We start from the raw sequence: 12,410 nt of genomic DNA, 5'->3' as shown, positions 1-12,410 counted from the left end.
CGGTCGAGCTGACGCGTCCGGGAGGCGGTCGCGACGTGCCCGTCCGCGTCGCGATCGTCGCGGGTTCCGACGCCGGGCACGCTTTCCCGGCCTTCGCGCTCGCCCAACGATTTCGAGCGGCCGGTGACGATCCGATCGTGTTCACCTCCCTGGGGTGGTCGGACGCCGCGCGTCGCCGGGGGATCGAGATCGCCGAACTGCCCGGATTGCGTGCCGAGGACTCCGACGACGACACCGACGCAGGGGCCAAGCTGAGCGCACGCGCCGCCCGGATGGCCCGGCAACTCGTCGGGCCGATGCAGTCGGCCGGTACCGAACTCGTCGTCTCCGATGTCATCACGGTGGGCGGTGGCTGGGCTGCCCAGCTGTGTGGCCTGCCGTGGATCGAGCTGTCCCCGCATCCGCTGTACCGGCCGTCCCGGGGACTGCCGCCGATCGGTTCCGGACTCGAGCCGGGCCGCGGCATCGGCGGACGGCTGCGCGACACCCTGATGCGGGCGGCCACCGCGTCGTCGATCCGGCAGGGCGTGCGGCAGCGTGAGGTCGCCCGACGCTCGATCGGTCTGGGCGCAGCCGACGCGGAGCCATCAGCGCGCCTGATCGCCACCCTGCCCGGGCTCGAGGTCCCGCGACCGGACTGGCCGGCGGCCGCGCATCTCGTCGGGCCCCTGGTGTGGGAGCCGACCGACGAACTCTTCGCCGTGCCGGCCGGGGACGATCCGCTCGTCGTCGTCGCACCGTCGACGGCCGAGACCGGTGCCGCCGACATGCTCGGCGCGGCCCTCCACGCGCTGTCGCCCGCCTCGCTGGGCAGGACGGTTCGAGTGGTGGTCTCCGGGCTGCGGTACCCGGCCGACGCCGACCTCGCGAGATTCGACGGCCGACTGATCACCGTCGGAGCGGGCCGGCAGGACGAGGTGCTCAGCCACGCTGATCTGCTGATCTGCGGTTCCGGGCACGGCATCCTCGCCAAGGCGATGATGGCATCGGTGCCGGTGGTCGCGGTGCCCGGTGGGGGAGACCAGTGGGAGCTCGCCACGCGCATCCGGCGTGCCGGCGCAGGCCGCGTCGTCCGCCCGGTCACCCCGGTCTCCGTCGCCGAGGCCGTGCGCGCGGTGCTCGACGATCCGGCGCACGCCCGAGCCGCGGGTGCGATCGGGGAGTCGGTGGCCGACGTCGTCGACCCGGTGGCGGTGGCGCATCGGGTCCTGGCGTCGTCCCCTAGGCTGGACCCGTGCGTCTGACCGAGTTCACCGAGCTGATGACCGCCGAATTCGGTGTGCCCTCGGCGGATTCGATCCTGTCCGATCACATCCTGATCGATGTCGGCGGCCGTACCGGCGCACAGGCGATCGACGACGGGGTCGACCCGCGCGACGTCTGGGTCGCGATCTGTCGCGACTTCGACGTGCCGCGCCACCGCTGGTGACACGCGACCGCGTGTCGCACTTGCCATCGAACAGGTGTTCGTCCATCCTGGTGCCCAGAGGTGAAATCAGACGGAACCACACGGGCCGCGTCTGCGTCTGAAGAGTTGTCGGACCCACCGGCTACCTTTCATCACATGAACGCCCGGACCGCACAGACCGCCCGCCGGAAATCCGGCTCACAACCGAGGAGAACTCCCATGGCACCTGCGCCCCAAGACCGCGAGAAGGCTCTCGACCTCGCCCTCGCGCAGATCGACAAGAACTTCGGCAAGGGCTCGGTGATGCGGCTCGGCGAGGAGACCCGTCAGCCGATCGAGATCATCCCCACCGGGTCGATCGCGCTCGACGTCGCCCTCGGCATCGGCGGGCTGCCCCGCGGCCGCGTCGTGGAGATCTACGGCCCGGAGTCGTCGGGTAAGACGACCGTCGCCCTGCACGCGGTCGCCAATGCCCAGGCACAGGGCGGCATCGCCGCGTTCATCGACGCCGAGCACGCACTCGATCCCGACTACGCCGCCAAGCTCGGTGTCGACACCGACGCGCTCCTGGTGTCCCAGCCCGACACCGGTGAGCAGGCTCTCGAGATCGCGGACATGCTCATCCGGTCGGGTGCTCTCGACATCCTGGTCATCGACTCGGTGGCCGCGCTGGTCCCCAAGGCCGAGATCGAGGGCGAGATGGGCGACAGCCATGTCGGTCTGCAGGCCCGTCTGATGAGCCAGGCGCTGCGCAAGATGACCTCGGCACTGAGCCAGTCGAAGACCACCGCGATTTTCATCAACCAGCTGCGCGAGAAGATCGGCGTCATGTTCGGTTCGCCCGAGACCACCACGGGTGGTAAGGCGTTGAAGTTCTACTCCTCGGTGCGTCTCGACGTCCGTCGGATCGAGACCCTGAAGGACGGAACCGACGCGGTCGGTAACCGGACGCGCGTCAAGGTCGTGAAGAACAAGGTCGCACCGCCGTTCAAGCAGGCCGAGTTCGACATTCTCTACGGCCAGGGCATCAGCAAGGAGGGTTCGCTGATCGACATGGGCGTGGCGGAGGGCTTCATCCGCAAGTCCGGCTCGTGGTTCACCTACGAGGGCGATCAGCTCGGTCAGGGCAAGGAGAACGCCCGTAAGTTCCTCCTCGAGAACGTCGACATCCGCGACGAGATCGAGAAGAAGATCAAGGAGAAGCTGGGCATCGGTGCCACGGTCGACGCCGACGACATCGCCCCGGCCCCGGTCGAATTCTGAGGTAGTTCTTGAGCGAGGCATCGGACCCCGACCAGACACGCAGGCAGCGGGACAGTGATCCCGACCGCAAGGGTCCCAGCGCATGGGACTCGGCGTTGCGGCTGCTCGGGGTCCGTGCGCGTTCTCGGCAAGAGATGCGGGATCGGCTGACGCGCAAGGGTTTCGAGCCCGAGGTTGTCGACGAGGTGATGGCACGCCTGGAACAGCACAAGCTGCTCGACGACGAGGAGTTCGCGTCGGAGTGGGTGCGGTCCCGGCACCTCAATTCCGGTAAGGGACGCGTGGCGCTACGGCATGAATTGCGCACCAAGGGCGTCGACGAGTCGGTCATATCCGAGGCGTTGGCCGATATCGACCCCGACGACGAACGAGAGATCGCGTCCGGTCTGGTGGCCCGCAAACTCACACCTTCGGTCGTCGACCGTATCGGCGATGATCGCGCCGAGCGTGACAAGGCGATGCGTCGCCTCGTCGGGATGCTGGTGCGGCGCGGGTATTCCCAGTCCCTCGCCTTCGAGGTCGTGGGTGAGGCGCTCAGCGCGCTTCGTAGCGGCTGAGCGCCTCACCTCGTACTACTTAGCGGTCGGCATGTTCTCCGACGCCGCGAGTTCCGTAGCCTCGGGGTCCGCGGGCGGCCCGGACGACCGGCGCCCTTGCCGAAGCCGTCGCTCGAGAGCGGTGGCGAAGGTCGAGAGCCCGAAGTTGATCAGGATCATGATGATGGCGACGACGATCAGCGCGGGGATGTAGTTGCCGTAGCGCGATGCCGAGAGCAGGCCGCTGCGCACCACCTCGGAGTACCCGATGATGTAACCCAGCGCGCTGTCCTTCAAGGCCACGACCATCTGCGAGATCAGCGCGGGCATCATCGCGGTGATCGCTTGCGGCAGAAGGACGATGCGCATCATCTGGCTCTTGCGCAGCCCCAGTGCCATCGACGCCTCGGTCTGGCCCTTGGGCAGCGAGTTGATTCCCGACCGCAGGATCTCGGCCATGACCGACCCGTTGTAGAGGGTCAGACCGGTGACCACGGCCGCGAACGCCAGGAACGACGACGGGAAGATGCCGTAGATGGCGAACAGGAACCACGTGAACACCATCAGGATCAGCACCGGGATGGCACGGAAGACCTCGACGAACACCCCCGAGAGCGTCCGCACCCACAGGTGGTCGGAGAGCCGACCGATGCCCAGGACGGCCCCGAGCAGCAGCGACAGCACGATGGACACCGCCGCGGCCGCCAGGGTTCGCCACAGGCCCGGCAGGATGTAGCCGGTCCAGGTGCTCCACGTGACGAACGGCGACCACTTCTCGGCGGTGAACTGTTCGTTGGCGGCGAGGACGGCGATCACGTAGATCGCGATGGCGGCCAGGATCGCGAGGAAGGCGATCGCCAGCAGGCGGTTGCGGGCCCGGGCGCGTGGTCCCGGCGCGTCGTAGAGAACGGTCGAGTCGGCACTCATCGTTTCACCGCCAGTCGCTTGGCGAGGTAGCCGAAGACGGCACCCTCGCTGAGTGTGATGATCATGAACCCGACTGCGATGACGCCGAAGATGACGAACAGCTGATCGGAGTAGGTCTCGATCTCGGTCTTCATCAGGGCCGCCGCCTCGGCGACACCGATCACCGAGGCGACCGTGGTGTTCTTGGTGAGCGCGATCAGGACGCTGCCCAGCGGACCGATCACCGACCGGATCGCTTGCGGCAGCACGATGATCCCGAAGACCTGCGCGAATGACAGACCGAGGGAACGAGCAGCCTCGGCCTGGCCGAGGGGGACCGTGTTGAAGCCCGACCGCAACGTCTCACAGACGAACGTCGACGTGTACAGCACGAAGGCCAGGACGGCGAGCCAGAAGTTGTTCGACTCGATCGTCGGCGCGAACGTGAGTCCCAGGTTCTGATACAGGCCGATCGCACAGAACAAGACCACCAGGGTCAGGGGTGTGTTCCGGACTATGTTCACGTACACCTCGGCGAATCCGCGCATGACCGGCACGGGGGAGACGCGCATGGCGGCGAGGATCGTGCCCCAGACCAGCGAGCCGATCGCCGAGTAGAAGGTCAACTGGATGGTCACCCAGAAGGCCGGCCACAGTTCGGGACCCATGCTCTCCCACAGAGAGACGTCATTCATCGGTTGCTCCGTCGCTCACTGGAGCCCGGGCGGGCACGGGGTGGAGGGCGAGTCGAGGAAGTCGAGATCGCCGGGATCGGGCAGGTACGGGAACTTCGAGTCCGGCCGGTCGGCACGGGCGATGATCTCGTCCACGTAGGGGTTGCCGAGCGCCTCGCGCAGTGCGGCGTTCCAGGCGGACTCGCCGTCGACCGCGGGCGCGAGCATGGCGTCGAGCGCCTTGTTCACCGCGTCCTGCGAGGCGGTGTCGTCCAGGGCGAGCCCGACGCCGTAACGCTCGGTCGAGAACGGGCTGCCCGCGGTCTTCAGGGCGTCCTTTACGCAGGCGTCCTTGAGGTAGGTCATCTCGACGAGCTTGAACTCGCCCTCCCAGAAGTTGGAGTAGCCGGCCAGGATCGCCTCGTCGGTGGTGACCGCGTCGACCTTGTCCCGGCGCAATGCCTCGACGCACGCCGAGTAGGAGTCGTACTCCTGCAACTGGACCGCGGGCAGCTGTGCCTTGACGTTCTGCGCGGGGGTCGAACCGGTCACCGAGCAGAGCTTCTTGCCCTTGTCGAGGTCGGCGAGCTCATCGATCGTGTTGTCGTCGGCGCGCACCATCAGACCCTGATAGGTGACGAGGTACGGGCCGCCGAACGACACCTTCTTCGAGCGCGCCGCGTTGATCGAGTACGTGGCCGCGATGAGGTCGACCTCGCCGTTGTCGATCATCGCCTCGCGTCGCGCCGAAGGTGTCTCGCGCCAGGTGACCTCGGGATGGGGGACACCGAGCTCGTCGGCGATGTGGTTGACCACATACCGCGACACCGACGCGTCGAATCCCTCGACGTTGCCGTCCGGCTCGTACAGACCGAGGCCCGGCTGATCGAACTTGACACCCAACACGACCGAACCGTCGCGGATCGAATCGAGCAGATTGCGGGGTTCGGTGCTGCCACACGCCGACAGCACGGTGGCCAGCAGGGCGCCGACTGCCAGGATCAACCCGGCGGTGCGTACCTGTCTCATGTCAGTGCCCCAGGATCTTGCCGAGGAAGTCCCGGGCACGGTCGGTCGAGGGGTTGCTGAAGAAGGTCTCCGGGTCGGAGTCCTCGATGATCGCCCCGTCGGCCATGAAGATGATGCGGTCGGCTGCCTTGCGCGCGAAGCCCATCTCGTGGGTCACGACCACCATCGTCATGCCGTCCTTGGCGAGGGACACCATCACGTCGAGCACCTCGTTGACCATCTCCGGGTCGAGCGCCGAGGTCGGCTCGTCGAACAGCATGATCTTGGGGTCCATCGCCAGCGAGCGGGCGATCGCCACCCGCTGCTGCTGGCCGCCGGAGAGCTGGGCGGGATACTTGTCCTTCTGGCTGGCGATGCCGACCCGTTCGAGCAGTTCGAGGGCGCGCTTACCGGCCTCGTCCTTGCTCTTCTTGCGCACCTTGATCGGTGCGAGGGTGACGTTCTCGAGAATCGTCTTGTGCGAGAACAGGTTGAAGGACTGGAAGACCATTCCGACGTCGGCGCGGAGGCGGGCGAGATCCTTGCCCTCGGCCGGCAGGACCTGACCCTCGACGAGGATCTCGCCGCCGTCGATCGGCTCGAGGCGATTGATCGTGCGGCACAGGGTGGACTTGCCCGAACCCGAGGGTCCGAGGACCACCACGACCTGGCCGGCGGGCACCTCGAGATCGATGTCCTTGAGGACGTGCAACGACCCGAAGTGTTTCTGCACCCCGCGCATCGCGATCATCGGCTTGGACCCGGGGTCCGCGGACTTGCTCGGCGAAATGGTCATTGGGGAACCCTATCCGCCGACGTGCATCCGGGTGTCCTGTGGGAGTCGATTTGCTTGCGCCCCGTACCCTCGTAAGAGTGAGTATCGAGTTGTCGGATCGGCCTGAGCAGGCAGCACCCGCCGCGCGCAGCTATCAGGTTCGTACCTACGGCTGCCAGATGAACGTCCACGATTCCGAGCGGATCGCCGGTCTCCTCGAGGACGCCGGGTACGTGCGCGCGGCCGAGGACGACGCCGCCGATCTGGTCGTCTTCAACACCTGCGCCATCCGCGAGAACGCCGACAACAAGCTGTACGGCAACCTGTCGCATCTCGCGCCGGTCAAGTCCGACCGGCCGGGCATGCAGATCGCCGTCGGCGGCTGCCTCGCCCAGAAGGACAAGGACACCGTGCTGTCGCGGGCCCCGTGGGTCGACGTCGTGTTCGGCACGCACAACATCGGTTCGTTGCCCGCGCTGCTGGATCGCGCCCGCCACAACGACGCCGCCCAGGTGGAGATCCTCGACGCACTCGAGCGGTTCCCCTCGAACCTCCCGGCCAAGCGCGACTCCGCCTATTCGGGTTGGGTCTCGGTGTCGGTGGGCTGCAACAACACCTGCACGTTCTGCATCGTGCCGTCGCTGCGCGGCAAGGAGGTCGATCGACGGCCGGGTGAGGTGCTCGCCGAGGTGCAGGCTCTCGTCGACCAAGGCGTCGTCGAGGTCACCCTGCTCGGACAGAACGTGAACGCCTACGGCATGTCCTTCGCCGATCCCGACCAGCCGCGCAACCGGGGTGCCTTCGCCGAACTGTTGCGCGCCTGCGGCGACATCGAGGGACTCGAACGCGTCCGATTCACCTCACCGCATCCCGCCGAGTTCACCGACGATGTGATCGAGGCGATGGCGCAGACGCCGAACGTGTGTCCGCAGCTGCACATGCCGCTGCAGTCCGGGTCCGATCGCATCCTGCGCGCCATGCGCCGCAGCTACCGGCAGACCAAGTTCCTGGGCATCCTCGACAAGGTCCGCGAGGCCATGCCGCATGCGGCGATCACCACCGACATCATCGTCGGCTTCCCCGGCGAGACCGAGGAGGACTTCCAGGCCACCCTCGACGTGGTCGAACGGGCCCGGTTCTCGAGCGCGTTCACCTTCCAGTACTCGCCCCGCCCCGGCACCCCCGCGGCGACGATGGCCGAGCAGGTCCCGCCCGACGTGGTGGCCGACCGCTACCGACGGCTCATCGCCCTGCAGGAGCGGATCTGTCTGGCGGAGAACGAGGCGCTGGTCGGCACCGAGGTGGAACTGCTCGTCGTCGCCGACGAGGGTCGCAAGTCGGCGAAGACCCAGCGCATGACCGGACGGGCCCGCGACGGCCGGCTGGTGCACTTCGCACCCGGCACGGCGGCGGGTATCCGCCCCGGCGACATCGTGCACGCGCAGCTCACCGCGGCCGCGCCGCACCATCTGATCGCCGACTCCGGCGTCCTCGCGCACCGTCGGACCCGCGCCGGCGATGCGCATGAACAGAGCCGTACCCCCACCACTGCGCCCGTCGGCGTCGGGCTCGGGTTGCCGGGGGTCGGTGCCCCCGCCCCGGCCCCGATCGAGGCCGACGCCGGTTGCGGTACCGGTTGCGGCAGCTGACCACCATCACGAAGTGAGGCGATGACCATGTCCGACCCCGGCAAGTCCGACCCCGGCAAGTCCGACCCCGGCAAGTCCGACCCCGGCAAGTCCGACCCGGGAAAGCCCGACCCCGAGAAGACGGCGTTCGAGAAGTCCGTGACCGAGAAGTCGACGTTCGAGCAGTACGAGCGTGACCTGCGCAAGGCCGAACGCCGGGTCGCCGGCGAGATCGATCCGGGAGCCCGTGCGGTCGTCGTCGCCGTGGCCGTCGTCCTGGCCATGGTGTCGATGGTGTTGCCGCACACTGGTTCGGTGACCGGCCTCGAGGTGCTCACCTTCACGCCCGAGGCGGCCGCCGAACGCGTCACGATCGTCTCGAGGATCTTCGTCTATCTGGTGACGATCTTCGGCATCGTCGTCTCGATGCTCGCGCTGCTCACCCGACGCTGGTTCCTGGCCTGGATCGCGCTGTGCGGGTGCGCCATCGCATGCGTCGCCGGGATGCTGGCGTGGTGGTCGCGCAACACCCCGGGAGTCGGTGGCGTCGAGCCGCCCTCGGGCGTCGGCGTCGGGCTCGTACTCGGCTGGATCGCGGTCTTCGTGCTGACGTTCCACTGGTCGCGGGTGGTGTGGGCACGTAGCTCTTACCAGCTCGCCCTCGAGGACGAACGCCGCCGCCAGGCCGCCGAGCAGGAGGCATATGCCTCGGCGCTCTACCACAAGAAGCCGCAGCAGCCCTGACCGCTCAGATCTGACCAGCGAGGTCTGACCGCCGACAACTGACCGCCGAACCCCGACCGGGGTCGGCGGTCAGCGGATTCAGCGGTCGGTGACGGCGTTCTCGGCGGCGTCGGCCCACTCGCGCCACTGCGCCGCCTGGTCGCGCAGTTTCGCGGCGTCCCGGTCCTTGCCGCGTTCGGCGGCCTTGCGTGCCTGGTCCTCGAGTTGCGCTGCGCGATCGGCGAATTGCGCCGCCCGCGCCAGCGCCTCGGGATCGGTGCGCTGCCACTGCGCGTCCTCGGCGTCGCGGATGCGCTTCTCCAGTGCCCGCGCCCGGGCCTCGAGGCTGTGCATCTGGTCGCGCGGGACCTTGCCGAGTTCGTCCCACTGGTCGCGGAACGACCGGAACTCGCGCCGGGCGGCGTCGAGGTCGGCAGCCGGGTCGATGGCCTTCTCGGCGGCGTCGAGCAGCGCGATCTTGGCAGTCGCGTTCGCGCTGAACTCGGCGTCGCGTTCCGACGATGCCGCGTTGCGCGCTCCGAAGAACACGTCCTGGGCGGCCTTGAACCGCTGCCACAGCGCCTCGTCGGTGTCACGCGGTGCGCGCCCCGAGGCCTTCCACTCGCCGAGCAGTTCCCGGAACTTCGCCGACGTCGGGCCCCAGTCGGTCGAGCCGGACAGCTCCTCGGCGCGGGCGATCAGCGCCTCTTTGCGTTCTTTCGCTCCGGCGCGCTCGCGGTCGAGTTCGGCGAAGTGCGCACCGCGCCGGCGGTTGAACGCGTCGCGCGCCTTCGCGTAGCGCTTCCACAGCGCGTCGTCGGTCTTGCGGTCGACGCCCTTGATGGACTTCCACTCGTCGAGGATCTCGCGCAACCGGTCGCCCGCGCTCTTCCAGTTGGTCGCGTCGGCGCCGATCTGCTCGGCCTCGGTGGCCAACACTTCCTTGCGGGCGACCGCCTCGGCGCGGTTCTTCTCGCGCTCGGCGCGGATCGTCTCGGCGACCTCGTCGGCGCTGCCGACGATGGCCTCGAGCCGGCGCTGCAGCGCGGCGACGTCACCGATCACATGCGCGTTGGGCAGTTCGTCGAGCAGATGCTTGGCGGCACCCTGCGCTTTGCGCGGGTCGCCCGACCGGGCGCTGAGTCGTTCCTCGAGGATCTCGACCTCGGTGGCCAGATCATCGAACCGGCGTCCGAAGTGCGCGAGTCCCTCTTCGACCGTCCCGGCCTGCCACGACGCGATCTCGCGTTCGCCGTCCTCGGTCTTGAGCCACACGACGCCCGCTTCGTCGATCCGGCCGAAGCGGTGCGGATCGGCCGTGACCAGGTGCGTGACGACCGGCTCCGATGCGACGCCCGGCCGCGGGCCGGGTTTGGGGCGCGGGCCGGGTTTGGGCGCGGGTGTCGGAGAGCTCTGGCCTGCCTGCGCCGGCTGGGTGTCGGGTGAAGCGTCGCCCGGGGCGGACGATCCGGTCGCTGGTGCCGATTCGGTCGGGTTGGTCATGTGCACGTGTCCTGCCGCTCAGTGGTGCCGCGCGTCACGGCTGCCGGTCGCTGGAGTCGGCTCCCGCCGGGCATCCGATGCCCGCGATCGCCGAGAAGTACCGTTCCATTCAAGCAGTTCAGGCCCGTCGATGTGGCGTCCGTGCCGAGTTGGTGGGTCGTGGGCCGGATGTCCCGGCGCCGGGAGCGGAGCGAGCGGGCCGAATGTCCCGGCGCCGGGAGCGGAGCGAGCGGGCGCTTTGTTTTCGACTAGCGTCGTGGTGTGCTTGCGGCCCTCGTCTTCGTTCCGAGTGCTCCTCTGCTCGTTCCCGAACTGGCCGGACCGGCCGCCTCCGACACCGAACCGGTGCGTCGGGCGGTGCTCGACGCGGTGGCGGCGGTGCGCGACAACGGCATCGACCGGTGGGTGGCTCTCGGCGCCGCCGACGTGCCGACCGCGGGTCCGGCGTGCGAGCCGGTCCGGGGGACCTTCGCGCGGTTCGGCGTCGACGTCGCGGTCGCGACAGACACGGTGACCCCGATGATCACGGGGGATACGGACCCCGGCGGTGCGTCGCGTCGGATGAGTCTGTCGATTCTCATCGCCGGCTGGCTTGCGGAGCGGATGGCGCTCGGACCCCTGCAGGTGTGCAGTGTCGGTTCGACGACGCCGCCCGCGGAGTGCGTGGCCCTCGGTGCCGGATTGTCCGCGCGGCTCGACGAGGGGACGGAGCGGGTCGGTGTCCTCGTGGTGGGGGACGGGTCGACCGCGCTCACCGACAAGGCCCCGGGCGGGGGTCGTCGGGAGTCGGCGGTGGCGCTCAACGACACGGTCGTCGCAGCGCTCGGTGCGGCGGATACCGCGGCGCTGACGGCACTCGATCAGCAGCAGTGCGATGTCGAGGTTGTCGGCGGCCGGGTCGCGTGGCAGGTTTCGGCCGGCCTCGTCGGCGACCGTTCGGTCCGGGCCGCACTCGACTTCGACGACGCGCCCTTCGGGGTGGGGTATGCGGTCGCGACGTGGACCGTCGACCGCGGCGGACGTGTTCGGTGAGCGAGGCATCCCTCCCGTCGGCTCCCACCCCGATCGCTGTCGTCGGGCCGACTGCCTGCGGCAAATCCGACCTCGCCCTCGACCTGGCCGAACGGCTCGGCGGGGAGATCGTGAACATCGACGCCATGCAGCAGTACCGGGGCATGGACGTCGGAACGGCCAAGCTCCCGCCCGGCGAGCGCCGCGGCATCCCGCACCACCAGCTCGATGTGCTCGACGTGACCGAGGTGGCGACCGTCGCGCGTTATCAACAGGCCGCGCGGGCCGACGTCGACCGGTTGCGCGCCGCGGGCCGGGTCCCGGTGATCGTCGGCGGATCGATGATGTACATCCAGGGACTCCTCGACGACTGGCAGTTCCCGGCCACCGATCCCGACGTCCGGCGGCGCTACGAGGACATGCTCGACGAGCGCGGGGTGGGCGCGATGCACCGGTTGCTCGCGTCGGTCGACCCGGCCGCGGCGGCGACCATCCTCGCCACCGACGGCCGCCGCATCGTGCGAGCGCTGGAGGTGGTCGAGTTGACCGGTGCGCCGTTCGCCGCGTCACAGCCGACGATCGGCGAGCCGCGGTGGGGCACGATCATCCTCGCCCTCGACCGGGACACCGAGGAACTCGACGACCGCATCCGACGGCGCACGAGTGCGATGTTCGAGCAGGGTCTCGTCGACGAGGTGGAGGAACTCTGTGCCCGTGGCCTGCGGGACGGGCGCACGGCCTCGCAGGCGATCGGCTACAAGCAGGTGCTCGCCGCCCTCGACGGCGAATACGACCTCGCGCAGGCCGAGGAACTGACGTTCATCGGGACCCGGCGGTACGTCCGGCGGCAGCGGTCGTGGTTTCGGCGCGATCATCGGGCCGTGTGGCTCGACGCCGCCGTACCCGACCTCCTCGACCGAGCGCTGCGTGTCGTCGCCGGCGACGCCCCGTAGGCTGTTCTCCGTGACTTCCGCC

Annotated in this window: 13 protein-coding genes and 1 pseudogene; 8 read left to right on the top strand and 6 right to left on the bottom strand. The window is 68.8% G+C overall.

All coding sequences use genetic code 11. The annotated features are described in order from the left end of the window. The first annotated feature begins 35 nt into the window (after positions 1-35). The 4 genes from AB4Z55_RS16575 to AB4Z55_RS16560 all read left to right on the top strand — a co-directional run bounded on the left by AB4Z55_RS16575 (position 36) and on the right by AB4Z55_RS16560 (position 3,228). Positions 36-1,244 (top strand): glycosyltransferase, encoded by a 1,209-nt coding sequence (locus tag AB4Z55_RS16575; protein ID WP_369520107.1) that lies wholly within the window; start codon positions 36-38, stop codon positions 1,242-1,244. Next, complete coding sequence (locus tag AB4Z55_RS16570; RefSeq protein WP_004022862.1) at positions 1,235-1,429, top strand: DUF3046 domain-containing protein; 195 nt, start codon at positions 1,235-1,237, stop codon at positions 1,427-1,429. The genes AB4Z55_RS16575 and AB4Z55_RS16570 overlap by 10 nt, the downstream gene beginning before the upstream one ends. Before the next feature lie 198 nt (positions 1,430-1,627). Continuing rightward, a complete protein-coding gene (gene recA, locus AB4Z55_RS16565; RefSeq protein ID WP_004022863.1) occupies positions 1,628-2,671 on the top strand; it encodes a recombinase RecA in 1,044 nt (347 codons plus the stop codon). Between the two features lie 8 nt (positions 2,672-2,679). Beyond that, a complete protein-coding gene (locus AB4Z55_RS16560; RefSeq protein WP_248645304.1) occupies positions 2,680-3,228 on the top strand; it encodes a regulatory protein RecX in 549 nt (182 codons plus the stop codon). Between the two features lie 15 nt (positions 3,229-3,243). Here the strand turns inward: AB4Z55_RS16560 and AB4Z55_RS16555 are convergent, their stop codons facing one another. The 4 genes from AB4Z55_RS16555 to AB4Z55_RS16540 are packed head-to-tail and all read right to left on the bottom strand — an operon-like array spanning position 3,244 to position 6,546. Continuing rightward, positions 3,244-4,134, bottom strand: a complete 891-nt coding sequence (locus AB4Z55_RS16555; RefSeq protein ID WP_248645305.1) for an amino acid ABC transporter permease — start codon at positions 4,132-4,134, stop codon at positions 3,244-3,246. Further along, positions 4,131-4,808, bottom strand: coding sequence for an amino acid ABC transporter permease (locus AB4Z55_RS16550; protein WP_064571738.1), 678 nt, complete (start codon positions 4,806-4,808; stop codon positions 4,131-4,133). Before AB4Z55_RS16550 ends, AB4Z55_RS16555 begins: the two co-directional genes overlap by 4 nt. A 15-nt stretch (positions 4,809-4,823) precedes the next feature. Further along, positions 4,824-5,816 carry a glutamate ABC transporter substrate-binding protein gene (locus AB4Z55_RS16545; protein WP_248645306.1) on the bottom strand — a complete coding sequence of 331 codons (993 nt, stop codon included), beginning with the start codon at positions 5,814-5,816 and terminating at the stop codon, positions 4,824-4,826. A 1-nt stretch (position 5,817) separates the two neighbouring features. After that, positions 5,818-6,546 (bottom strand): amino acid ABC transporter ATP-binding protein, encoded by a 729-nt coding sequence (locus AB4Z55_RS16540; RefSeq protein WP_180819281.1) that lies wholly within the window; start codon positions 6,544-6,546, stop codon positions 5,818-5,820. A gap of 134 nt (positions 6,547-6,680) precedes the next feature. Between AB4Z55_RS16540 and miaB the strand changes: the two genes are divergently transcribed. After that, on the top strand, positions 6,681-8,219 hold the full coding sequence (miaB, locus tag AB4Z55_RS16535) for a tRNA (N6-isopentenyl adenosine(37)-C2)-methylthiotransferase MiaB (RefSeq protein ID WP_033203552.1): 1,539 nt from the start codon (positions 6,681-6,683) through the stop codon (positions 8,217-8,219). Positions 8,220-8,296: 77 nt separating this feature from the next. Here miaB and AB4Z55_RS16530 read toward each other — a convergent pair. Continuing rightward, a pseudogene (locus AB4Z55_RS16530) lies at positions 8,297-8,482 on the bottom strand (hypothetical protein); the annotation flags it as partial. Here AB4Z55_RS16530 and AB4Z55_RS16525 point away from each other — a divergent pair. Beyond that, positions 8,397-8,942 carry a hypothetical protein gene (locus AB4Z55_RS16525; protein ID WP_110117494.1) on the top strand — a complete coding sequence of 182 codons (546 nt, stop codon included), beginning with the start codon at positions 8,397-8,399 and terminating at the stop codon, positions 8,940-8,942. The pseudogene AB4Z55_RS16530 and the gene AB4Z55_RS16525 sit on opposite strands and share 86 nt — an antisense overlap. Positions 8,943-9,020: 78 nt before the next feature. Here AB4Z55_RS16525 and AB4Z55_RS16520 read toward each other — a convergent pair whose 3' ends face one another. Then, positions 9,021-10,424, bottom strand: a complete 1,404-nt coding sequence (locus AB4Z55_RS16520) for a DUF349 domain-containing protein (protein WP_033203456.1) — start codon at positions 10,422-10,424, stop codon at positions 9,021-9,023. 261 nt (positions 10,425-10,685) lie between these two features. Between AB4Z55_RS16520 and AB4Z55_RS16515 the strand changes: the two genes are divergently transcribed. Then, positions 10,686-11,456 (top strand): hypothetical protein, encoded by a 771-nt coding sequence (locus AB4Z55_RS16515; RefSeq protein ID WP_369520106.1) that lies wholly within the window; start codon positions 10,686-10,688, stop codon positions 11,454-11,456. Beyond that, on the top strand, positions 11,453-12,388 hold the full coding sequence (miaA, locus tag AB4Z55_RS16510) for a tRNA (adenosine(37)-N6)-dimethylallyltransferase MiaA (protein ID WP_369520105.1): 936 nt from the start codon (positions 11,453-11,455) through the stop codon (positions 12,386-12,388). Before AB4Z55_RS16515 ends, miaA begins: the two co-directional genes overlap by 4 nt. Positions 12,389-12,410 lie beyond the last annotated feature (22 nt).

It is taken from the genome of Gordonia sp. ABKF26 (assembly GCF_041103195.1).
Taxonomy (GTDB): domain Bacteria; phylum Actinomycetota; class Actinomycetes; order Mycobacteriales; family Mycobacteriaceae; genus Gordonia; species Gordonia terrae.
The sequence above is the reverse complement of the archived record's forward strand: the minus strand, read 5'-3'. Positions and strand labels throughout refer to the sequence as shown.